The sequence below is a fragment of the Pseudomonas sp. 1912-s genome (assembly GCF_029269205.1).
Taxonomy (GTDB): domain Bacteria; phylum Pseudomonadota; class Gammaproteobacteria; order Pseudomonadales; family Pseudomonadaceae; genus Aquipseudomonas.
In genome coordinates, this window is the sequence record NZ_JARIXR010000005.1 from 1 (window position 1) to 21,680 (window position 21,680).

Annotated in this window: 25 protein-coding genes; 18 read left to right on the forward strand and 7 right to left on the reverse strand. The window is 63.3% G+C overall.

Annotation, left to right across the window (positions count from 1 at the left end):
* Nucleotides 1–184 (forward strand): hypothetical protein (locus tag P3C29_RS08030; RefSeq protein ID WP_275964261.1); only part of this gene is annotated, 184 nt, incomplete at its 5' end.
* 740 nt (nucleotides 185–924) lie between these two features.
* On the opposite strand, the gene P3C29_RS08035 is transcribed toward P3C29_RS08030, so the two are convergent.
* From P3C29_RS08035 to P3C29_RS08045, 3 genes are all read right to left on the reverse strand, one after another.
* Nucleotides 925–1,758: an alpha/beta fold hydrolase gene (locus tag P3C29_RS08035; protein ID WP_207201857.1), complete on the reverse strand. Its 834-nt coding sequence runs from the start codon at nucleotides 1,756–1,758 to the stop codon at nucleotides 925–927.
* Between the two features lie 65 nt (nucleotides 1,759–1,823).
* Nucleotides 1,824–3,143 carry a putrescine-ornithine antiporter gene (gene potE / locus P3C29_RS08040; RefSeq protein ID WP_201123288.1) on the reverse strand — a complete coding sequence of 440 codons (1,320 nt, stop codon included), beginning with the start codon at nucleotides 3,141–3,143 and terminating at the stop codon, nucleotides 1,824–1,826.
* 49 nt (nucleotides 3,144–3,192) lie between these two features.
* Nucleotides 3,193–4,089 carry an AraC family transcriptional regulator gene (locus P3C29_RS08045; RefSeq protein WP_201123290.1) on the reverse strand — a complete coding sequence of 299 codons (897 nt, stop codon included), beginning with the start codon at nucleotides 4,087–4,089 and terminating at the stop codon, nucleotides 3,193–3,195.
* Nucleotides 4,090–4,228: 139 nt separating this feature from the next.
* On the opposite strand from P3C29_RS08045, the gene P3C29_RS08050 reads away from it, so the two are divergent.
* Both P3C29_RS08050 and P3C29_RS08055 read left to right on the forward strand, forming a co-directional pair.
* Nucleotides 4,229–4,972: an SDR family oxidoreductase gene (locus P3C29_RS08050; RefSeq protein WP_275964262.1), complete on the forward strand. Its 744-nt coding sequence runs from the start codon at nucleotides 4,229–4,231 to the stop codon at nucleotides 4,970–4,972.
* Nucleotides 4,973–4,988: 16 nt separating this feature from the next.
* Nucleotides 4,989–5,393 carry a VOC family protein gene (locus P3C29_RS08055; RefSeq protein ID WP_201123294.1) on the forward strand — a complete coding sequence of 135 codons (405 nt, stop codon included), beginning with the start codon at nucleotides 4,989–4,991 and terminating at the stop codon, nucleotides 5,391–5,393.
* 22 nt (nucleotides 5,394–5,415) lie between these two features.
* On the opposite strand, the gene P3C29_RS08060 is transcribed toward P3C29_RS08055, so the two are convergent.
* On the reverse strand, nucleotides 5,416–5,847 hold the full coding sequence (locus P3C29_RS08060) for a hypothetical protein (RefSeq protein WP_201123296.1): 432 nt from the start codon (nucleotides 5,845–5,847) through the stop codon (nucleotides 5,416–5,418).
* 148 nt (nucleotides 5,848–5,995) lie between these two features.
* On the opposite strand from P3C29_RS08060, the gene P3C29_RS08065 reads away from it, so the two are divergent.
* Entirely contained in the window at nucleotides 5,996–6,388 is a 393-nt protein-coding gene (locus P3C29_RS08065; protein ID WP_201123298.1) for a RidA family protein, read from the forward strand.
* On the opposite strand, the gene P3C29_RS08070 is transcribed toward P3C29_RS08065, so the two are convergent.
* On the reverse strand, nucleotides 6,389–7,285 hold the full coding sequence (locus P3C29_RS08070; protein WP_201123300.1) for a LysR family transcriptional regulator: 897 nt from the start codon (nucleotides 7,283–7,285) through the stop codon (nucleotides 6,389–6,391). It lies immediately after the preceding gene.
* 218 nt (nucleotides 7,286–7,503) lie between these two features.
* Between P3C29_RS08070 and P3C29_RS08075 the strand changes: the two genes are divergently transcribed.
* Genes P3C29_RS08075 through P3C29_RS08105 form a run of 7 tightly spaced genes read left to right on the forward strand, consistent with a single transcriptional unit; the run spans nucleotide 7,504 to nucleotide 13,142 of the window.
* On the forward strand, nucleotides 7,504–8,364 hold the full coding sequence (locus P3C29_RS08075) for a transporter substrate-binding domain-containing protein (protein WP_201123302.1): 861 nt from the start codon (nucleotides 7,504–7,506) through the stop codon (nucleotides 8,362–8,364).
* A 10-nt stretch (nucleotides 8,365–8,374) separates the two neighbouring features.
* Nucleotides 8,375–9,028: an amino acid ABC transporter permease gene (locus P3C29_RS08080; protein WP_201123304.1), complete on the forward strand. Its 654-nt coding sequence runs from the start codon at nucleotides 8,375–8,377 to the stop codon at nucleotides 9,026–9,028.
* A complete protein-coding gene (locus tag P3C29_RS08085; RefSeq protein WP_201123306.1) occupies nucleotides 9,025–9,684 on the forward strand; it encodes an amino acid ABC transporter permease in 660 nt (219 codons plus the stop codon). Before P3C29_RS08080 ends, P3C29_RS08085 begins: the two co-directional genes overlap by 4 nt.
* On the forward strand, nucleotides 9,681–10,478 hold the full coding sequence (locus P3C29_RS08090; protein WP_201123308.1) for an amino acid ABC transporter ATP-binding protein: 798 nt from the start codon (nucleotides 9,681–9,683) through the stop codon (nucleotides 10,476–10,478). The genes P3C29_RS08085 and P3C29_RS08090 overlap by 4 nt, the downstream gene beginning before the upstream one ends.
* Complete coding sequence (locus P3C29_RS08095; protein WP_201123310.1) at nucleotides 10,471–11,661, forward strand: DUF1116 domain-containing protein; 1,191 nt, start codon at nucleotides 10,471–10,473, stop codon at nucleotides 11,659–11,661. The genes P3C29_RS08090 and P3C29_RS08095 overlap by 8 nt, the downstream gene beginning before the upstream one ends.
* Before the next feature lie 23 nt (nucleotides 11,662–11,684).
* Complete coding sequence (locus P3C29_RS08100) at nucleotides 11,685–12,107, forward strand: RidA family protein (protein WP_201123312.1); 423 nt, start codon at nucleotides 11,685–11,687, stop codon at nucleotides 12,105–12,107.
* 24 nt (nucleotides 12,108–12,131) lie between these two features.
* Nucleotides 12,132–13,142, forward strand: coding sequence for an ABC transporter substrate-binding protein (locus tag P3C29_RS08105; RefSeq protein ID WP_201123314.1), 1,011 nt, complete (start codon nucleotides 12,132–12,134; stop codon nucleotides 13,140–13,142).
* Nucleotides 13,143–13,216: 74 nt separating this feature from the next.
* Here the strand turns inward: P3C29_RS08105 and P3C29_RS08110 are convergent, their stop codons facing one another.
* Nucleotides 13,217–14,116: a LysR substrate-binding domain-containing protein gene (locus P3C29_RS08110; protein WP_169388026.1), complete on the reverse strand. Its 900-nt coding sequence runs from the start codon at nucleotides 14,114–14,116 to the stop codon at nucleotides 13,217–13,219.
* Between the two features lie 172 nt (nucleotides 14,117–14,288).
* Here P3C29_RS08110 and P3C29_RS08115 point away from each other — a divergent pair, with 172 nt between their 5' ends.
* The 7 genes from P3C29_RS08115 (at nucleotide 14,289) to P3C29_RS08145 (ending at nucleotide 20,758) form a co-directional block, all read left to right on the forward strand.
* Nucleotides 14,289–15,236, forward strand: coding sequence for a branched-chain amino acid ABC transporter permease (locus P3C29_RS08115; protein ID WP_201123317.1), 948 nt, complete (start codon nucleotides 14,289–14,291; stop codon nucleotides 15,234–15,236).
* Entirely contained in the window at nucleotides 15,233–16,318 is a 1,086-nt protein-coding gene (locus P3C29_RS08120; RefSeq protein WP_201123319.1) for an ABC transporter ATP-binding protein, read from the forward strand. Before P3C29_RS08115 ends, P3C29_RS08120 begins: the two co-directional genes overlap by 4 nt.
* The gene (locus tag P3C29_RS08125) at nucleotides 16,315–17,088 is read left to right on the forward strand and encodes an ABC transporter ATP-binding protein (protein ID WP_201123321.1); all 774 of its coding nucleotides are present in this window, start codon (nucleotides 16,315–16,317) and stop codon (nucleotides 17,086–17,088) included. Before P3C29_RS08120 ends, P3C29_RS08125 begins: the two co-directional genes overlap by 4 nt.
* Nucleotides 17,081–17,797 (forward strand): ABC transporter ATP-binding protein, encoded by a 717-nt coding sequence (locus P3C29_RS08130; RefSeq protein WP_275964263.1) that lies wholly within the window; start codon nucleotides 17,081–17,083, stop codon nucleotides 17,795–17,797. The genes P3C29_RS08125 and P3C29_RS08130 overlap by 8 nt, the downstream gene beginning before the upstream one ends.
* 66 nt (nucleotides 17,798–17,863) lie before the next feature.
* Complete coding sequence (locus P3C29_RS08135) at nucleotides 17,864–19,003, forward strand: branched-chain amino acid ABC transporter substrate-binding protein (protein ID WP_201123324.1); 1,140 nt, start codon at nucleotides 17,864–17,866, stop codon at nucleotides 19,001–19,003.
* 31 nt (nucleotides 19,004–19,034) lie between these two features.
* A complete protein-coding gene (locus P3C29_RS08140; protein ID WP_201123326.1) occupies nucleotides 19,035–19,526 on the forward strand; it encodes an L-2-amino-thiazoline-4-carboxylic acid hydrolase in 492 nt (163 codons plus the stop codon).
* Nucleotides 19,523–20,758, forward strand: a complete 1,236-nt coding sequence (locus P3C29_RS08145) for a Zn-dependent hydrolase (protein WP_201123328.1) — start codon at nucleotides 19,523–19,525, stop codon at nucleotides 20,756–20,758. Before P3C29_RS08140 ends, P3C29_RS08145 begins: the two co-directional genes overlap by 4 nt.
* Nucleotides 20,759–20,830: 72 nt before the next feature.
* Here P3C29_RS08145 and P3C29_RS08150 read toward each other — a convergent pair whose 3' ends face one another.
* The gene (locus P3C29_RS08150; protein WP_201123330.1) at nucleotides 20,831–21,619 is read right to left on the reverse strand and encodes a helix-turn-helix transcriptional regulator; all 789 of its coding nucleotides are present in this window, start codon (nucleotides 21,617–21,619) and stop codon (nucleotides 20,831–20,833) included.
* Nucleotides 21,620–21,680: the final 61 nt, after the last annotated feature.

Consider the following 21,680-nt stretch of genomic DNA (forward strand, 5'->3'; position numbering starts at 1 on the left):
TCGTTTGTTTATTGCTGCCGGGCTGCCGGGCAAAGGCAACGAACTCTTTTTTCAGGCTCATGGCGTCTCTCGTATTCCAGGGCATGATGGTTTTCCGGCGAAGTTAGCTCGCCGAAAAGTGTCCACCATGTCCCCGCACACCCGTCAACCATGTGTCCGGTCCGTACAAAAAGCGGCAAAGTAACCAAAACGCTCTGCCCCGCCTGTCGGCACCTCGCCTAGGCTCGGTGTTCCCTCACTCCGGCATTGCTCCGCGGGCCGCCGCGACGGGGCGTCCCTGCCCCGTCGCGGCTAAACCGGCGTCCTGCCGGTTTACCCGCTCCTCAATCCCTGCGTTCGGCCTCGGGCTTATTGGGGCAGTCAGAGCCAGATCAAAATCAAAATCTACAGCACAGCGGCCTACAGGCCGGCTTGAGTGGTAGAAGCCAGAGCAAAAGCCAAAGCGAAAACAGAGCTGCTTTTCTGTGGGAGCTGGCTTGCCTGCGATGCAGACACCTCGGTTTTTCAGGTACACCCAGTTGATGCCATCGCAGGCAAGCCAGCTCCCACACTTGACCGTGCCCGCTGTAGATTTTGATCTTGATGTTGCCTTTGCTTCACACCACTCAAGCCGGCCTGTAGGCCGCTGTGTTCTTGATCTGCTTTTGATCTTGATCTTAGGCGCCCCGTTAAACCACGCTGGCCGAACGCAGGTAGTACGGAGCGGGTAAACCGGCAGGACGCCGGTTTAGCCGCGACGGGGCAGGGACGCCCCGTCGCGGCGGCCCGCGGAGTAATGCCGGAGTGAGGGCACACCGAGCCTAGGCGAGGTGCCGAGTGGTGGGGCAAGAGCCTTTTGGTTACTTTTGGGCTCCTTTCAAAAGTGACCCGCTGTAAGAGCGGAACCAATAGAGGCCATCACCGAAAAAATGGATATGCCCCCAATCACCGCACCCGCCCCAAAAACCCCTCAATCAACCCATTCACCTCCTCGGGATTCTCCAGCGCTGCGAGATGCGCAGTCCGCGCCATCACCACAAACTCCGCCCCGGGAATCACCTGTGCCATGGCACGGGTTTCCACCACGGCAAACGTGCGATCCTCTTCACCCGCCACCACCAGTACCGGCGCACGAATCGCCGCCAGCAAGGCCCTCTGATCCGGCCGCTTGGGCACCACACTGTCCACCGCCCAAGCGATCGAATCGACATCGCACACAGCCAATGCCTGATGAATCCGGGCGATCGCCTCAGGCCGTTCCCGCTCGGTAGTCGGCCCCACAAACGCACGGGTCGCCGTCCCCACCATGCCCAACCTGAACCCACCCAACAGCCGAATCACCAGCGCCAGCAGCGGAAACTCCAGCCGATGCCGCAACCCCGCCGGCGAGGCCGTACAGTTCATCAACACCGCCGCCTCGACCCGCGTCGGATGCATGGCCGCAAACGTCCCGCCAATCATCCCGCCCCAGGAATTCCCCACGAAGGTACAGCGCTCAATCCCCAACCCATCCAACACCTCACTCACACACTGCGCACACTCGGCAAAGGTAAACCCGCGGCTCAGCGCCTCACTGTCACCATGCCCCGGCGGGTTGATCAGCACCACCCGATAGCGCGGGCTGAAATGTCGCGCCTGGGCCATCCACATGCGCGCATCCATCAACAGGCTGGACCAGAACACCATCGCCGGGCCCTCGCCGACACTGCGCACGCGCAAGCGGCCGAGGCAGGTGGGAATGTCCTGCACCTGAAGATCGTGATATTCAAGCAGCGCCATGACGGCCTCGCGCACAAGGGAGATGAACGCCTTAGCCTATACCTGCCAGGCTGCAGGCGGCGTTATCAGCCCATATCAGCCGCGGTGATAAATCGACGGGCCAGAAACCCATACAGCAGATAACCAAACGCAAGCACCAGCGTCGCGCCAAACACGGCCTCTTCACCGCAGGCATAAATCGCATAAAGCGAGTACCCCACGGCGATCAGCAGCACCGTGGTGTTGCGCGCGTAAACCGCCGCTGTCACCCGCGCCTTGTGCATCATCACCAGCAACCCGGTGAGTGCCGTGACGTAGGGGATCAGATTGGTCACCACCGCCAGGTTCACCAGCTTGCTGAACTGGGCGCTGGCAGTGGGCGAGATGGTCGACAAGGCAATCAGGCTCTGCAACGCCGCACAGGCAACCATTCCCACTACCGGCGCATGGGCGCGGGTGACCCGGCTGAAGAAGCGCGGAAACAGGCGTTGGTCTGCCGACATCTTGGCCGTTTGCGCCAGGGTGAATTGCCAGCCCAGCAGCGAACCGATGCATGCCACCACCGCCAGGGCCATGATGATGTCGCCCACCAGCGGCGTGAAGATCTGCGCGTACACCAGGGCAAACGGCGCTGAAGACTCGGCCAGTTCGGCGTTGGGCACGATGCCCTGGATCACGCTGGTGGACAGCACATACACCAGCGCCGCACCGAGGGTGCCCAACAGGCAGGCGAGCGGCACGGTGCGCTTGGGGTCTTCCACGGCGTCATAGCCCTGGGCGGCGGACTCCATGCCAAGGAACGCCCAGAGCGTCAGCGGGATGCTCGCGCCAATGGCGTCCCACAGTTGCAGTTGGTTGGGGTTCCAGGCGTCGCTGAACACCTCGGCCTTGAAATAGAACCAGCCGATCACACTCAGCCCCGCCACGGGAATGATCACGCCCCACACCGTGATCACACCGATCCGGCCAGTCAGGCGCGGGCCGCCGAAGTTGGCCACGGTGGTCAGCCAGATCAGCCCCAGGGTGCCGATAAACAACGGGATCGGCCCGCTGCCCAGCCACGGGATAAAGGACGACAGGTAGCCCACCGCCGAAATTGCAATCGCCACATTGGCGATGATCAGCGACAGGAAGTACAGAAACGAACAGAGGAAGAACCCCGACTTGCCGTGGGCCTCTTCGGTGTAGGCCGACATGCCGCCCGTGCGTGTACAGAAGAGGCCGCATTGGGCGAAGCAATACGCGATCGCCATCGAGCCCACGGCGGTGATCACCCACGACAGCAACGAAATCGCGCCCAATTGCGCCATGCTGGAAGGCAGCATGATGATGCCCGAGCCCATCATATTGATCGCCACCAGGGTGGTCAGGCCCATCAGGCTCATCTTCTTGCTTGGCTCGGCCATCGGCAACTCCTTGTCTTGGGGCGTGCGATGGCAGGCTAGCACGTTGTGCTCACTTCGCCTTCGGGGTCCGGCTTTCTCCCAGGATCCGCGCCGCATCCCGTGCCGGTGGCAGGCCGAATACCCGGGCGTAATCGCGGCTGAACTGGGTCGGGCTTTCATAGCCGACTTCAAAGGCGGCGCTGGTGACGTTTTTGGCGCTGGCCACCATCAGGGTGCGGGCCTGCAGCAAGCGCACGCGCTTCTGGTACTGCAACGGGCTCAGGTTGGTGACGGCCTTGAAGTGCCGGTGAAAGGCCGACACGCTCATCGCGGCTTTCTGCGCCAGGGCTTCCACCCGGATCGGTTCGGCGAAGTCCCGGCGGATCCACTGGATGGCCTGGCTTACTCGGGCCATGGCCGTGTCGGGCGCTGCTATTTCCCGCAGCATCCAGCCGTGGGGCCCTTGCAGCACGCGATAGAGAATCTCGCGTTCGTACACCGGCGCGAGGGCCGTTATGGCCTCAGGGTTGCCCATCAGCCGCAGCAGGCGCAGCCAGGCATCCATCAGTTCAGGGGTCACGGCGGCCACTGAAAACCCCGCCTCCCGGTCGTAGCGTCCGGCAGGTTTGGGCAAGTCGCCGAGCAGCGTCGCAAGTACCGTCGGGTCCAGTGTCAGGCTGACCGCCAGGTACGGTTCACCGGAGGCCGCCGGGTGCACAGTGCCCACGGCGGGCAGCTCGATGGACATCACAAAATACGTCGCCGGGTCGTAGCGCAGTGTGCGATCACCCACGGTCATGGATTTGCTGCCCTGCAGGATCAGGTTGATCATCGGCTCATACACCGCGGCCAGCATGTGCTCGGGAATCGCCCCCTGAACCATGGCCACGCGCGGGATACCCGTTTCAGTGCGGCGGTTTTCGGCCTTGGCGGCCAGGGTGCGCAGTTCGATCAGTTGTGTGTTCATGCCGGGCATGCTGAGCGTCCGGGTGTGACTTGTGCAAGCGAAAAGCAGAAACAGGCAGGTTTCGAGTACGAACAGCTGCGTCGGCGCAGGCGCACACGCCTACTGTGGTCACTTCTTTGAACAAGCAATGGAGTCCCACATGGGCGTTATCCTCATCACCGGCGGCAGCCGTGGCATTGGTGCCAGCACTGCAGAGTTGTGTGCCCGTAAAGGCATGGGTGTGATCCTGACCTACAACAGTCATCCAGACGCCGCCCAGGCGGTGGTGCAGCGGATCGAGTCGGCGGGCGGCCAGGTGGTTGCGCTGCCACTGGATGTGGCTGACGTCCGCTCGTTTGAGGGGTTTGGCGAGACGGTAAAACGGACGTTATCGGCAACCTGGGGCGTGGGCGGTTTGAGTGGCCTGGTGAATAACGCAGGTTTCGGCCTATTCAATCCCCTGGCCTCGGTCACCGAGGCGCAGTTCGACGGGCTGTTGAATGTGCACCTCAAAGGCCCGTTCTTCCTGACGCAAGCCTTGCTGCCGTTGCTGCAAGCCCATGCCTGCATCGTCAACCTGACCAGCGCGACCACCCGCGTGGCCACCGCCGGCGTAGCGCCTTACGCGGCCTTCAAGGGCGCACTGGATGTGCTCACCCGCTACATGGCCAAGGAGTTCGGCGAGCTTCAGATCCGTGCGAACGCCGTGTCTCCGGGCGCTATTCGCACCGAGCTGGGCGGCGGGCTCAATGATGAGTTCGAAGCGCTGCTGGCTTCACAAACCGCCCTCGGCCGAGTGGGCGAACCTGAGGATGTGGCACGTGTGATCGCCCTGTTGCTCTCGGAAGAAGGCCGCTGGATCAATGCCCAGACGATCGAGGTCGCGGGCGGTTACATCATCTGAAAAGCGAGGCTGAACCATGCTGGATCATCTGTTTTTGTCGGTCAGCGACCTACAACGCTCGATTGATTTCTACCGCGCCGCACTGACACCGCTGGGCATCACCACGCGCCATGACTACGACGGCAAGGACGGCCCGCCGGGCCATCCGGACCTCAAGGGTTTTGGCGCCAACGGGCGGATATTCTTCTGGCTGCGCGAGGGCGTGGTTGAGGGCAGGGCGGTGCATGTGGGTTTCGTCGCCAGTAGCCGCGCCGAGGTTGATGCGGCCTACCAGGCGGCGATGAATGCCGGCGCCGTCGACAACGGCGCCCCGGGCGCGCGTTTGCACTACGACCCCAACTACTACGCCGCCAATGTGCTGGACCCGGACGGCTACAGCCTGGAATTCGTCTACAAGAACTGGCAGCACGCCCAGTCGTAGCAGCTGTCGGAGAGGGTGGCGATCAGCCCGCGGCCTGCGGCTGCATCCGCCACTCACCGTCCACATCCTTGACCAACCCACTGGCCACAAACAGCGGCGCCAGGCGTTTGTGCAACTGCGGCTCGACAAACTCTTTCACCGTGTCCAGGGCCAGCGCGCCGCTCAGCGGCAGCTCGGCCTTGGTGTAGGACAGCCAGGCCTTTTTCAGCATCAACAGCACGTCGCTGCCGGCGGTGGAGGCGAAGCGGCGGTGGACTTTCCTGCCGTCGAAATCGAAGGTGTGCTGGAACTCGTAACCCGCCTCGTTGCCTTCGCTGGCGACGCAGCGGATGCAGGTGCAGGGGCCATCGCCGAAAGCGCTGCGCAGGTAGGTGTTGAAGTCCACCACGGGCTTGAGTGACAGGCGCTTGTCCACCTCGAACAGGTCGCCGGTCATTTTTTCGTCAGTGTTCAAGGTCCATTTCCTCGCAGCGGTTTTTTCAAGGGCGGCACGATACCAGCCGAAGGGCATGGGCGGGTAGTTTTTGGTCGCTTCAGTGGGGACGTCCATTCGCCAATGCCCTTGTTAGAGTTTCCTTAAATCACCCTCGGAGGAAACCGGCATGAGCAGCACACCCACGATCTACAACCACGGCGTTTCATGGGAAGAGGGCAACAGCGTCAGCCAGGGCTACCGCGTCAACGGCACGATCTATATTGCCGGGCAGTTTTCTCACACCCTCGACGGCGAGTTCGTCGACGGTGATGCGGCCGTCCAGACACGCCAGGCCCTGGAGAATCTTGATCACGTGTTGGCAGGCTTTGGCGTCAGCCGGTCGAACATTGCGGCGGTGGATTTCTTCCTGGTGCACGCCAAGCGCGACTTTGAGGCGGTGGTCAAGGTGTGGAAGGAATACATCGGCGACCATCGCCCGGCGGCGACCCTGGTCGGCGTGAATTACCTGGCGTCGGACGCGCAGATCGTCGAGATCAAGGTGATTGCCCACGCCCACTGATCAGCCCGCCAGTTCATCCACCATCAGGTCGATAAAGCGCCGTACCCGGGGCTCCAGGAAGCGTTTGCTCGGGTACATCGCCAGAATCTCCACGTCTCCCGCGTCCAGGTTGGGCAACACGGTCACCAGGCGCCCGGCGGCCAGGTCCTCGGCCACCAAGAAATCCGGCAGCAAGGCGATGCCCAGCCCGGACACGGCGGCGTCACGCAGCGCTTCGCCGCTGTCCAGGCGCAGGCGGCTGCGCCCGTAAGCCTTGACCCAGGTACCGTCCGCCTCGCGAAAACGCCAGCTTTGTTTGCGCGTGCGGCTGCTGAAGTACAGGCAGTCGTGGTGGGCGAGGGCGTCCATGTCCCGGGGCATGCCGTGCTCGGCGAGGTAGCCCGGCGCGGCGCAGAGCAGCGCCTGATAACGGGCGACCACGCGGGAAACCAGCTGGCGGTCGGTGTTCGCGCTGCCGATGCGGATGGCCAGGTCGAAGCCGTCCTCGACGATATCAGCGGTGCGGTCGCTGAAGCTGACTTCCGCCTGCACCTCGGGCCACGCCTGCAGGTACTTTTTCAACAATGGCAGCAGCACCTTGCGCCCGAAGGCGTCCGGCACGGTGAGCCGCAGCAACCCGCGTGGCACGCCGGTGGGCTGGCCGATACGGCTTTGGGCGTTGTCCACCGCCGCGAGGATCTCCAGCCCCTGGTCATACAACGCGCGGCCCTCATCGGTGAGGCTCAAGGTGCGGGTGGTGCGGTTCAGCAGGCGCACGCCCAGGCTGTCTTCCAGGCGCGCCACGGCTTTGCCGGCGGCCGAGCGCGTCAGGCCCATCGCCTGGCCGCCGGCGACGAAGCTGGCGCCATCGACCACCGCCATGAAAATCAGCATCTCGTTGAGGTTGGTGCGCAGCATGCACAGAGCTCCGGACACAGGGAAAGGGGCAGGGCGGGCAATATAACAGTGCGGCTACTGGAAGGCGTGGCGCATCCGGCTACATCCCGGCAGGCGCGTCTTTGATCAGCTTTTTTCGAATATCAATAGATCCCGATATTCTTTTCCGGACTTAGAAATCACCGCTACGCTCGCTGCCATTCCCCCACATGGCAGCACCCTCCACAGGTCGACCCCTCATGACAGTGTTCTCTTTCGCTCACGCAGGCCGCAAGCCTGGTCATGGACGTTCCTTGCGCATGGCTTTGGCGCTCACCACTCTTCTGGCCCCGTTGCTGACGCACGCGGCGACCCTGGATGAGGTCAAGCAACGCGGTTACCTGTCGGTGGCCACTGAAGATGAATTCCGCCCTTTCGAGTTCGTCGACGACGGCAAGCCCAGCGGTTTCGATAACGAGCTGGTACAGAAGCTCAAGGCTGCCGGCCCGCTGGATGTGCGCCAGCAAATCATGCCGTTCACCGGGCTTCTGGCGGGTGTGGTCAGTGGCAAGTACGACGCGGCCATTACCGGTTTGCTGATCACCCGTGAGCGCCAGCAGTCGCTGGATTTCACCACGCCGATTGCCGAGGCCACGGTGTTTTACCTCAAGCGCCAGGGCGATGACCGGATCAAAAGCGTGGCCGATCTCAACGGCCTGACCCTGGGTATTCAGGCGGGCAGTGCGATGTATCAGCGCTTGCCGGAGCTTGAGAAGTTGCTGGCTGCCAGCGGCGGCAAACTCGGCAAGATCGTCCAGTACACCTCCTACCCCGAGGCCTATCAGGACCTGGCGCTTGGCCGCACCGATTACGTGGTCAATAACATCGTCGGGCTGAACGCCCTGCTCAAGGAAAAACCGGGTGTGTTTGAACTGGGCCAGGCAGTGTCGAGCAAGACGTATGTCGCCTGGGGCGTGGCCAAGGGTAACCAAAGCGTGCTGGATTACCTGAACAACTTCCTCGCCCAGGAACGCAAGAGCGGCGATATCGCGCAACTCCAGCAAAAATGGTTTGGCACGGTATTCCCCGAGCCACCGGCGCATTTCGTCTCCGAATATTGATTGAACCCACATGAACTTCACTCAATGGGGCCTCGAACCGGGCCCCTTGTTGCTGGGCGCGCTGGTGACGCTTGGGTTGACGGCAATCTCGATTGCCCTGGGCCAGGTGGTCGGCCTTGGGCTGGCATTGTTGCGGCGCCAGCAGTGGCCGTTGCTGGGCCCGCTGTTGGCGGCGTACATCAGCGTGATCCGCGCTACGCCATTGCTGACCCTGGCCCTGGCGGTGTTCTTTATCACGCCTGCGTTGGGGTATGACATCTCGGCGCCGGCGGCAGCCATCCTGGCCATGACTATCAACACCTCGGCGTTCAATTGCGAAATCTGGCGCGGTGGTTTTGCGCAATTTCCCCGGGATCAGCTCGATGCGGCGAAGGCGGGCGGCATGGGGGCGACGTTGCGGCTGCGGCGCATCGTGCTGCCTCAGGTCGGCCGCCAGGTGTTGCCGTTACTGGTGAATGAAATGACCATCCTGATCAAGAACAGCCCGGCCGTGGCGGTGATCGGCATTGTGGAGCTGACCCGCACCGCTGTGCGTATCGGCGCAAATACCTATCGGCCCTTGCCGCCGCTGATCGCGGCACTGGTGCTGTACATCCTGATTATCTGGCTGGTGGTGGCGGCGCAGCGTTATCTCGAACGTCACTACAAGGCGCGCCTCGCATGATCGCCCATGAACTGGCAGTGGCCTGGGAGCATATCGGTGACCTGCTTGATGGCGCCGCGCTGACGGTGGTGTTGTCGGTGGCGGCGGGCGTCTCGTCATTGCTGCTGGGCTGCGGCCTGACCCTGGTGCTGATGAGTCGCCAGCGCCGCCTGGCATCGGTGCTGCGCGGCTTTATCGAGCTGATGCGCTGCACGCCGTTCCTTTTACTGGCCTACCTGGTGTACTACGGCCTGCCGTCCTTCGGGCTGCGCCTGAGCAATATCCAGTCCGGGTTGCTGGCGTTGCTGCTGTACCACGGCGCGTATGTCGCGGAGATCCTGCGAGCCGGTTGGCTGGCGCGGCCCCGTGAGGAAATCGAGGCCGGCTTGGCGTTCGGGTTCCGCGGTGTGTTGCTGGCGCGGCGGCTGATCCTGCCGAACCTGTGGACCAGCTGCGCGCCGGCCCTGGGCAACCAGATGATCCAGGTGGTCAAGGACACCTCGTTCCTGACCATCATCGCGGTGCCCGAGCTGACCTCGGCGGCCAACAGTCTGCAATCGAACTATTACATTCCCTTCGCCGCGTTGTTCTCGGCGGTGTTTTTCTACTGGCTGATTTGCGTTGTCATCGAGCTTGGCGTGTCGATGCTGCGGCGCAAGGCGGAGCGTTTCCAATGACTTCCCTGAGTAGCCCGACCCCGGTTGCCCTGCAGGTGGCAGGGCTGAACAAAAGCTTCGCCGGGCGCCCGGTGTTGCATGGCGTTGACCTGCACGTGGCAGTGGGTGAGACCGTGTGTTTGCTCGGCCCTTCGGGTGCCGGTAAATCGACCCTGTTGCGCTGCCTGAACTGGCTGGAAGTGCCCGACAGCGGCAGCATCCACATCGCGGGGCAGCGCATCGGTTTGAATGCCGACGGCAGCAAAATGTCGGAGCGCAGCATCGCCACTATCCGCACGCAAACCGGCATGGTGTTCCAGAACTTCGCCTTGTGGCCGCACTTGACGGTGTTGCAAAACATCATGGAAGCCCCGCTGCATGTGCAGCGCCGGCCCAAACTCGAAGTGCAGGCCGAAGCCCTGGAATTGCTGGCGAAGGTCGGTTTGAGCGACAAGGCGGACGTGTACCCGGCGACCTTGTCCGGCGGGCAAAAACAACGGGTGGGCATTGCCCGGGCGCTGGCCAGCCGCCCTCAACTGCTGTTGTTCGACGAGCCCACCAGCGCCCTCGACCCGGAGCGCGTCAGCGAGGTGCTGTCGATCATGCAATCCCTCGCCCAGGCGGGCATGACCATGGTCGTGGTCACTCACGAGATGGAGTTCGCCCGGCGCAGCGCCGACCGCATTGTGTTCATGGACCATGGGCGGATCGTCGAGACGGCTAGCCCGGCGGCGTTTTTCAGCGCCCCGCAAACCCGTCGGGCCCAGGAATTTCTTTCCCATCGCCACCCGGAGGCGGTCGCCCAACATGTCTGAAGGTCATCCCAATACGCTGGCGGTGGAGCGCATTCTCGCCACCGAGCCGATGCTGGTCGGTGCGCAAACGGCGTCTTCGGCTCTCGGGCTTGAGGCCGGGCACTTGGGGCATGCCGGCCCTCCGTTCGCTCATGCCGGCGAGATCCCGGGCGTGGTGCTCAACGCCCTGGCGGGGGCGGCCTTGCACGAAGGCTGGGCGGGCGATCTTGACGGTGCCCGACGGCTGATTCTCGATGGCGAAATCACCCTGCACGCCAACCATGACCTCGGCACCGTTTCACCCATGGCAGGTGTGGTACGCCCCGGGCAGTTGCTGATGCGCATCGAGAACCGTGCGGGCAATGAAGTGGTGCACGCTACGCTCGCTGAATCCGGACGCCGGGCGCTGCGCTTCGGCTGTTACGACGGATCGATCGCCGAGCAGCTCGACTACCTGGACCGGGTGATCGGCCCGAGCATCGTCAAGGCACTGCCCGCCGCCGGTGTGCCGCTATTGCCGCTGATTGCCCAAGGCGTGGCGTTGGGGGATGACACCCACCAGCGCAATGTCGGCGGGATGTACGCGTTTACGCGGCAGTTGCCGGCCCTTGAAACCGAGGTACGCCAGTGGCTGCTGGGCAACCCGCAGCACTTTCTGAACTACGCCATGGCCGCCGCCAAGCTGGCTTTGGACCGCGCCAGTGGTGTGAAAGGCTCGTCGATCATCACCGCGATTGCGCGCAACGGCGTGCACTGCGGCGTGCGGATTGCCGGGGCAGGGCAGCGCTGGTTTACCCACGCGGCCACTGCGCCACAGGGCTACTTTTTCCCACCTCACCTGCCCAGCGATGGCCAGGCAGACCTGGGTGACAGCGCCATCGTTGAAGCCTACGGCCTGGGCGGCACGGTCGCGCATGCGGCGCCTGAGCTGGCGCAACTGATGGTTCAGGATTGGTCGCAGGCCAGGGCTGCCGGGCGGCGCATGCGTGAATTGTTTGTGGCGCAGCACCCGTTGATTGCCCCGGCCCTTGCGGGTGCCCGTGGGGTTGGCGCGGGGCTGGATGCTCGCGCGGTGGTGGCAGCTGGCGAGCCGGTCCGGATTCACACCGGCATTGCCCACCGCGATGGTGTGACCGGCTGGGTCGGCATCGGCGTAGCCCTGGCGCCGGTGGAATGTTTCCAGAAGGCGCTCGCAGCGCTCTAATTTTCTGTTCGAGGATTTTCCCGATGTCCCAAGACACCGTGCATCACTTTGTGCCGAATGCCAGCCCGCCGCCGCCTTCGGCCATGTATTCCCATGCGGTCCAGGCCGATGGCTGGCTGTACGTCACCGGGCAACTGCCCACCGACCCGGATGCGCCCACCGCCGAGCTGCGCGAGGGCATCGAGGCTCAGGCCCGACTGTGCTTCGAGAACCTGCGGCGCATCGTCGACCACGCCGGTTACAGCCTGGATGACACGCTGTTCGTGCGCATCTACCTGAGCGACTACGACAACGATTTCGCCGCGTTCAATAGCGTGTACGTGCAGCACTTCAACAACCCGAAAAAGCTTCCGTCACGCACCACCGTCGGCGTTACCCGCTTGGGTCGCCAGGCATTGGTGGAGATAGACCTGGTGTGTTTCAACCCCCGGCACAAGACGCTTTAACCCCATCCACAAGGAGGTATCTTCATGCGCATTCGTCCCTCGTTCACCGTGCTCGCCGCATCTCTGGCGGCCGCCACTGCACTGCTCAGCCCAGGCGCCCAGGCCGAAGGCAAGATCAGCATTGCCCAGCAATTCGGCATCGGCTACTTGATCCTCGACGTGGTTCGCGACCAGCACCTGATCGAGAAACACGGCAAGGAGCAGGGCCTGGACATCAAGGTGGAGTGGAACAGCATTTCCGGCGCCACCGCGATGAACGAGTCGTTGCTGGCCGGTGCGCTGGACGTGGTGTCGGCGGGTGTGCCGCCCATGCTCACGCTGTGGGACCGCACCAAGGGCAAGCAGAACGTCAAGGCCATCGCCTCGCTGGGGTCGATGCCCAACTATTTGCTGACCAATAACCCGGACGTGAAGACCCTCAAGGACTTCAGCGAAAAAGACCGCATCGCCGTACCGGCCGCAGGTGTGGGTTTCCAGTCGCGCACCTTGCAGATTGAAACCGCCAAGCAATTCGGAAACGACAACTACAAGAAGTTCGATGACATCTCCATCAGCCTGGCTCACCCGGACGCCACTGCGGCGCTGATTGCCGGCGGTTCGGAGATCAACGCGCACTTTTCCAGCCCGCCGTTCCAGTACCAGGAGCTGTTGAATCCCAAGGTGCACAAGGTGCTGAGTTCCTACGACATTCTCGGTGGCCCGGCCACGTTCAACGTGCTGTACACCACCGAGAAATTCCACGACGAAAACCCCAGGACCTACAAGGCGTTCTATGACGCGTTGGCCGAGGCCGAGAAAATCATCAAGGCCGACAAGCCGGCAGCGGCCCAGGCTTATATTCGTGTAGAGCAGTCGAAGCTACCGCTGGCGCTGGTGGAGAAGATCGTCCAGGACCCGGAAATCGACTTCACCATCGTGCCCCAGCGTACGTACATCTATGCCGAGAAACTGCAGGAGTTGGGCGTGCTGAAAAACAAGGCGGGGAGCTGGAAGGATTACTTCTTTGAAGAGGCGCATGGCGGTGACGGGAGCTGACACCGTTTCGAATTGAAATGAGTACAAAATGTGGGAGCAGGCAAGCCCGCTCCCACATTGGATCTGCGGTGTTTTCAAGTCCCCGCAAGACTGGTTTTGATCCAGTCATACAAGTGATTCCCCTCACTCGACAACTCGCTGTTGGCCCGCCGGCACAGGTAGTACTGGCGGCCATCGTCGACCTGTAGATCAAACAGTTTCACCAATTCCCCGTTCGCCACATGCGGCGCCACCAGTGGCTCGCGCAGCAGTGAGCAGCCCAGCCCGGTCAGCGTCGCCGTCAGCGCCAACTGACCATCCTCCAGCAGCAAACCATTCAGCGCCGTGCCGTGATGCACGTCGGCAGCCTGGAACCATTGGCTCCAGGTGCCGCGCTCTTCGTCGTGCAGCAACGGCAACTCGCTCAGGGCCTCGGGTGTGTCGATCGGGCCGTGTTGCTCCAGGAATGCCCGGCTGCAATAGGGCGTTACCGCCCCGGAGATCAACGGCTCGCTGTGATACCCCGGCCAGTGCCCGGTGCCAAAGCGGATCGACAGGTCGGCCGCGTCGCTGGGGTAGCTGCGGTGGTTGGCGTAGGTGACGTTGATGTCCAGCGCCGGATGGTCCTTGAGGAACTGCGCCAGGCGCGGGATGAACAGGTTGATGCCGAACAGCGGGATCAGGCTGATGGTGACCTGGCGCGTGGCGCTTTTTTCCCGCACGTGTTCGGTGGCGCTGCGCAGCACGGCGAAGGCCGAGCGAATCGCGCGGTAGTACTCGCGGCCTTCTTCGGTGAGCACCAGGTTGCGGCCCTGGCGCAAGGTCAGCGGTTGCTGCAGGAAGCTTTCCAGCAGGTGCAGTTGATGGCTGACGGCGGAGGGCGACACATCCAGCTCGCGGGCGGCGGAATTTACCCCGCCGTGGCGGGCAAACGCTTCGAAGGTGCGCACGGCACGCAGCGGCGGGTCATTGGCTAACTGTTCTAAATTATTCATGTGTTGAATTAAATACTAAGTGAGATGGCAAATAAAGAGCCATAAGTGCCGTATTTATGGCGGTTATAGCGCTTTATGCGTTTGGCATAACCATATGAATTTCTGATATTTGATAAAAATAGAATAGATGCTTAGTGTGCCGCCCTCGTAAGTAGTGAGGTCGATGGTGTTCATGGATGCGTTTATCCAGCAACTGCTCAATGGCTTGATGACGGGCAGTCTCTACGCGCTAGTGGCCTTGGGTTACACCATGGTCTACGGCATTTTGCGGATCATCAACTTCGCCCATGGCGACGTGTTGATGATTGGCGCCCTGGTGGGCCTCTCGGTGATTCGCCTGTTGCAGGCGACATGGCCGGCAATGCCGCCGGTGCTGGTGCTGCTGGTGGCCACCGTGATCGCCATGGCGTTCTGCGCGGCACTCGCGGTGCTGATTGAGCGGGTCGCTTATCGACGCCTGCGCAATGCGCCGCGCCTGGCACCCTTGATCAGCGGCATCGGGGTGTCGTTGTTGCTGCAAACCGTCGCGATGCTGGTGTGGACACGCAACCCGCAGATGTTCCCGCAACTGCTGCCACTGGAGCCGATTGAAGTGCTCGCCGGCGCTTCGGCCCATCCGGCGATCACCAACGCCACCGCCCTGACCACCATTGCCGTCGCGCTGTCGGTGATGGTCGCGCTGCTGGTGCTGGTGGAACGCACCCGCTTTGGCCGGGCCATGCGCGCCGTGGCCGAGAACCCGCAAGTGGCGAGCCTGATGGGCATCAACCCGAATCGCATCATCGTGCTGACCTTCGCCATCGGCGGCGCCCTGGCGGCACTGGCCGGGATCATGATGGCGAGCAACTACGGCAGTGCGCATTTCTACATGGGCTTCCTGCCGGGCATCAAAGCCTTTACCGCGGCGGTGCTGGGCGGCATCGGCAACCTCAAGGGCGCGATGCTGGGCGGCCTGCTGCTGGGGCTGATCGAAGCCCTGGGCACCGGTTACCTGGGCGCGGCCACTAACGGTGTGTTCGGCAGCAATTACCAGGATGTGTTTGCCTTTATCGTGTTGATCGCGGTGCTGGTGTTTCGTCCTTCGGGGCTGTTGGGCGAACGACTGGCGACCCGCGCATGACTTTCTTGAACGCTTCCAGCCAGCGCGCCAGTCTCGGCCTTGTGCTGTTTGCCGTGGCGCTGGTGTTGGCGCCGTGGATTGTCGGGCACGCCGGTGGCAATACCTGGGTGCGCACCCTCGACTTTGCCTTGCTGTACATCATGCTGGCCCTGGGCCTGAACATTGTCGTGGGCTACGCCGGCTTGCTGGACATGGGCTTTATCGCGTTCTACGCGGTGGGCGCCTACCTCGCGGCGTTGCTGTCTTCACCGCACCTGCTGCAGCAATTCCCGGCGCTGATGGCGCTGCTGCCGGCGGGCATGCACACCTCGATCTGGTTGATTTTGCCGTTGGCTGCGCTGCTGGCGGCAGGCTTTGGGGTGTTGCTGGGGGCGCCGACCTTGCGCCTGCGCGGCGACTACCTGGCCATCGTCACCCTGGGCTTCGGCGAAATCATCCGCATCCTGCTGCGCAATCTCGATCGCCCGGTGAACATCACCAACGGCCCCAAAGGCATTGCCCAGGTCGATCCGGTCAACCTGCTGGGGATCAACCTCGGGCGCACCCAGGAGCTGTTTGGCCTGCGCCTGCCTTCGGTCTATCTGTATTACTACCTGTTCGCCGCGCTGGTGGTGCTGATCCTGTTTGCCTGCATCCGCCTGGAGCGCTCGCGCATCGGCCGGGCCTGGGTGGCGATCCGCGAGGACGAAGAAGCGGCCCGGGCGATGGGCGTCAACACCTTGCGTCTGAAGCTGCTGGCGTTTGCCATCGGTGCCGGGTTTGGCGGGGTGAGCGGGGCGTTGTTCGCTTCGTTCCAGGGCTTTGTCTCGCCGGAGTCCTTCACCCTCAACGAGTCCATTGCCGTATTGGCGATGGTGGTGCTCGGCGGCATGGGCCATATCCCGGGGGTGATTCTCGGCTGCGTATTGCTGGCCGCGTTGCCGGAGGCACTGCGCGCAAGCATGGGCCCGTTGCAGCAGGCGCTGTTTGGCCAGGTGCTGGTGGACCCGGAAATCATTCGTCAGTTGTTTTACGGGCTCGCGCTGATCCTGGCGATGCTCTATCGCCCGGCAGGCCTGTGGCCAAAAGGAGTGGCGCGATGAACCAGCCGTTGTTGCAGATCGACCAGGTGAACAAGCACTTCGGCGGCGTGGCGGCGCTCACCGACGTGAGCCTGAGTATCCAACCCGGGGAAATCTATGGATTGATCGGCCCGAATGGCGCCGGTAAAACCACCTTCTTTAACGTGATGACCGGCCTCTACACCCCGGATTCCGGGCGCTTCCAGCTCGACGGCCAGGACTACAAACCGGCCAGCGTGCACCAGGTGGCCCAGGCCGGCATTGCCCGGACCTTCCAGAATATCCGCCTGTTCAACGCCATGAGTGCCCTGGAAAACGTCATGGTCGGCCGCCATGTGCGCACCCGCAATGGCTTATGGGCCGCCTTGAGTCGCCATCGCCGGGCGCAGGAAGAGGAAGCGCAAACCCGCGCCCATGCCCATCGCCTGCTGGCGTATGTGGGGCTGGCGGGGTTCGCCAATTACCGCGCCGACAGCCTGTCTTACGGCCATCAACGCCGCCTGGAAATCGCCCGCGCCCTGGCCACCGAACCACGCTTGCTCGCCCTCGACGAGCCCGCAGCCGGGATGAACGCCAGCGAGAAAGTGCAGTTGCGCGGCCTGCTGGAAAAGATCCGCGATGACGGCCACACGCTGTTGCTGATCGAGCACGACGTAAAGCTGGTGATGGGCGTTTGCGACCGCATCAGCGTGCTCGATTACGGGCAAGTGATCGCCGTGGGCGCGCCCGCTGAGGTGCGCCGCGACCCGGCCGTGATCCAGGCCTATCTGGGAGCCAGCGCCCATGTCTGAACCGCTATTGAAAGTCGACGGCTTGCAGGTGCGCTACGGCGCCATCGAAGCGGTCAAGTCCCTGGATTTGCACATCGGTGAAGGCGAGCGCGTGACCTTGATCGGCGCCAACGGTGCCGGCAAGACCTCCAGCCTCAAGGCCTTGACCGGATTGCTGCCGGCCGCGGCGGGGCAGATCCGCTTTGCCGGGCGCTCGATCCTCGGCCAGGCGCCGGACCAACTGCTGCGCCAGGGCATTGCGATGGTGCCGGAAGGGCGCGGCATTTTTGCGCGCATGAGCGTGCTGGAAAACCTCCAGGCCGGGGCCTTTTTGCGCCGCGACACCGAACAGGTCAACCGCGAGATCCGCCAGTTGTTCGAGCACTTCCCGCGCCTTGAAGAGCGCCTGCAACAGTCCGCCGGCCTGCTGTCCGGTGGCGAGCAACAAATGCTCGCCCTGACCCGGGCACTGCTGTCCAAACCGCGCTTGCTGGTGCTGGACGAACCGTCCATGGGCCTGGCGCCGATCATGGTGGAGAAGATCTTCCAGGTGATCGACGACGTGTGCCGCCAGGGCATGACCCTGCTGCTGGTGGAGCAGAACGCCCGGCTCGCGCTGCAGGTCACCGACCGCGCCTATGTGATGGACACCGGGCGCATCAGCCTCAGCGGCCCGTCCCATGAATTGCTCGACCACCCCGAGGTGCGCAGTGCCTACCTCGGTGAATGAATTAACCCTGACGCTACCGGACGCCCGGCGTGTTCCGACCCGCCCGTAAACAAGCAGGAACTACTGATGAAGACTTTCAAACACACCCTAGTGATCGGCCTGGCCCTGAGCAGCCTGGCGAGTGCCGTGGCCCAGGCCGACCAGACCGTACTGATCGGCCTGGCCGGCCCTCTGACCGGCCCGTCGGCGCGTATCGGCAAAGACCTGGAAAACGGCGCGCAACTGGCCATCGAGGCGGCCAACGCCAAGCACCCGAAAATCAACGGCGAGGCGGTGACGTTCAAGCTGCTGTCCGAGGATGACCAGTCCGACCCGCGCACCGCCGTGACCGTGGCCCAGCGCCTGGTGGACGAAGGCGTGGTGGGGGTGGTCGGCCACTGGAACACGGGCACCAGCATTCCTGCCGCCCGGGTTTACCACGACGCAGGTATCGCCCAGGTCGCACCGGTGGCCACCGGGCACGCCTACACCCAGCAGGGTTTCGACACCAGCTTCCGGATCATGGGCCATGACGACGATGGCGGCCAGGTGGCCGGCGACTATGCTTTGAACACCCTCAAGGCCCGGCGCATTGCGGTGATCGACGACCGTACCGCGTTCGGCCAGGGCCTGGCGGACCAGTTCGTCAAATCCATCGAGGCCGGTGGCGCCAAGGTGGTGTCTCGTGAATACGTCGACGACAAGACCATCGACTTCAGCGCGGTGCTGACCAACATCCGTAGTCAGAACCCGGACCTGATTTTCTTCGGCGGCGTTGATTCCCAGGCGGCACCGTTGGCGCGGCGCATCAAACAGTTGGGGATCAAGGCGCCGTTGATGGGCGCGGGCGGGTTTGTCAGCCAGACCTTCCTGCAACTGGCGCAGAACGAAGGCGAGGGCGTGATTGCCCTGGAGCCGGGCCTGGCGGTGGCGCAGATGCCCGGTGGCAAGGCGTTTGAACAGGCTTACAAGGATCGCTACAAGGCGCCGATCGAACTGCACGCGCCGTTCGCCTATGACGGTGTCGGGGTGTTGGTGGCGGCGATCGAGAAAGCCGACTCGGTGGACCCGCAAAAGTACCTGCCGGTGCTGCGCTCCATCAGCTATCAGGGTGTGACCGGGACTATCGCGTTTGATGCCGAGGGCAATCTGAAGAAGCCGTCGTTCACGGTGTATCAGGTCAAGGGCAATCAGTGGCAGCCAGTGAGTGTGGCGGGCGGCAAGTAAACGAATTATGTGGAGCTGACGGAGGCACACAATGAGCAAGCTGGAAGGTGAACTGGGCATCCTGGCCCGGCGGCGGATCGAGGCCGAAATCATCAAGCCGATCTACGAGATCCTGGTGCGCGAGCAGGGCAAGGAGTTTGCGGCGGCGGTGATCGGCGAGGCGGTGGGCAATGCGGCGATCCAGGCCGGCAAGCACTTTGCCGAACTGGAAGAGCAGGGTGCCGACCTCAAGAGTTTCGTCGAGCTGCAAGTGCTCTGGGAAAAGGACGATGCGCTCAAGGTCGAGATCATCGCCAGCGACGCCGAGCACTATGACTACGACGTGAAGCGCTGCCGCTACGCCGAGATGTACCAGGAGATGGGCCTGGGCGAGATCGGCCACTTGCTGTCCTGCAACCGCGACGAACTGTTTATCGTCGGCTACAACCCGGACATCAAGCTGACCCGCACCCAAACCATCATGGGCGGCGCCCATCACTGTGACTTCCGCTACCGGGCCAAGCCTCAGGAGCCCCGCTCATGAGTGACTTGGCACGGGTCAACGGCGAGCGCCTGTGGGGCTCGCTGATGGAAATGGCGCAGATCGGCGGCACGCAAAAGGGTGGGGTTTCACGCCTGGCCCTCACCGATGAGGACCGCCGCGGTCGTGACCTGTTTGTGCGCTGGTGCGAGGCGGCGGGTTGCAGCATCCGGGTGGATGCCATGGGCAATATCTTTGCCCGTCGCGCCGGGCGCCAGGATCACCTGGCACCGGTGCTGACCGGTTCCCACGGCGACTCCCAGCCGGCGGGCGGCAAGTACGATGGCATCTATGGGGTGCTGGCGGGGCTGGAAGTGGTGCGCACCTTGAATGACCTCGGGATCGAGACCGAGCGGCCTATAGAAGTGGTCAACTGGACCAACGAAGAAGGCTCGCGGTTTGCCCCGGCGATGATTTCTTCCGGGGTGTTTGCCGGGGTGTTTGACCTGGAGTACGGCCTGTCCCGGGAAGACAAGGCTGGCGTCACCATCGGCCAGGCGTTGCAGCAGATTGGTTATGCCGGTGCGCACCCGGTGGGTGGCCAGGCGGTGCATGCCGCGTTTGAGCTGCACATCGAACAGGGGCCGATTCTTGAAGCCCAGGACTTGACCATCGGCGTGGTGACTGGCGCCCAGGGTCAGCGCTGGTATGAAGTGGAACTGAGCGGGCGCAGCGCACATGCCGGTACCACGCCGATGGATCACCGCCTGGATGCGCTGCTCGGGTTTGCCCGGGTGGTGGAGGCGGTCAACCAGATTGGCCTGGAGCAGGGCGCCGAAGGGCGGGCGACGGTGGGCATGGCGAATATCTTCCCCAACTCACGCAACGTGGTGCCGGGGCGGGTGTTTTTCAGTGTCGAGTTCCGGCACCCGGATGAAGCGGTGCTGGCGCATCAGGACCAGCAGTTGCAGGCGGCGGTGGCGCGGATTGCCGAGGGGATTGGCCTGCAACACAGCGTGAAGCAGATCTTCCAGTACGCGCCGATTGCCTTCGACAGCGGGTGTGTGGACGTGGTGCGGGCTTCGGCGCAAGCGTTGGGGTACAGCCATCGCGACATGATTTCCGGGGCCGGGCATGACGCCTGCTACCTGAACCGGGTGGCGCCGACGGCGATGATTTTTGTGCCGTGTGTGGATGGGCTGAGCCATAACGAGGCGGAGGAGATTTATCCGCAATGGTCGACGGCGGGGGCGGATGTGTTGTTGCAGGCGGTGCTGGCCAAGGCGCAGGAGTGAGCGAGGTGTAACTGTTCAACTGGATTCCCACAGGGGGCCGAGTTCCCGCTCTGGAGCTTCGTTGTCTGGGGATCAGCGGAAGAATTCGCCGGGTGTGGCGTCGAATTGCTGGCGGAAGGCGTTGATGAAGGCCGAGGTGGATTCGTAGCCGCAGGCCAGCGCCACATCGGTCACCCGTTCGCCTTGCTCCAGCGCGGGCAGGGCGCTCAGCAGGCGCAAGCGCTGGCGCCAGGCGCGGAAGGTCAGGCCGGTGTCGCTCAGGAACAGCCGGCTGAGGGTTTTTTCGCTCACCGCCAGTTTCTGGCTCCACTGCCCCAGGGTGGTCTGCTGCTCGGGGTGCAGGTTCAGGCTGCGGTAAATCTGGCGCAAGCGGCTGTCGGCGGGTAGTGGCAGCATCAAATCGACCTGGGGCGCGGCGGCCAACTGGTCCAGCACCACCTGGGCCAGTCGCCCGTCCGGGCCGTCCTCGGCATATTCCACCGGCAATTCACTGAAGCTGCGGATCAACTCCCGCAACAGGCTGCTCACCGCGAGCACCTGGCAGCGGTCGGCCGCCCAGCCGGTGACGCTGCAATCCAGGTACAGGCTGCGCATCTCGGTATGGGGCGAACTGAACACTCGGTGCGGCATGCCGGCCGGAATCCACACCGCGCGCTGGGGTGGCGCGACGAAGCGTCCTGCGCTGGTCTGGATCTCCAGCACCCCGGAAATCGCATAGGACAACTGCACCCACGGGTGACTGTGGCGACGGGTCAGCGCGCGGTTGGGCAGGGATTCGGTACGGCCATACACCGGCCTCGGCAGGCTGGAAAGCCCGGGCACGCTGCGGCGCACGGTTTTGTCATGTCCTTTAGGCGGCATTTACTGGCTCATTGGCGTTAGTCGGTAACAAGCCGTTACGTTAGAGTCGCGAGGATGCTCT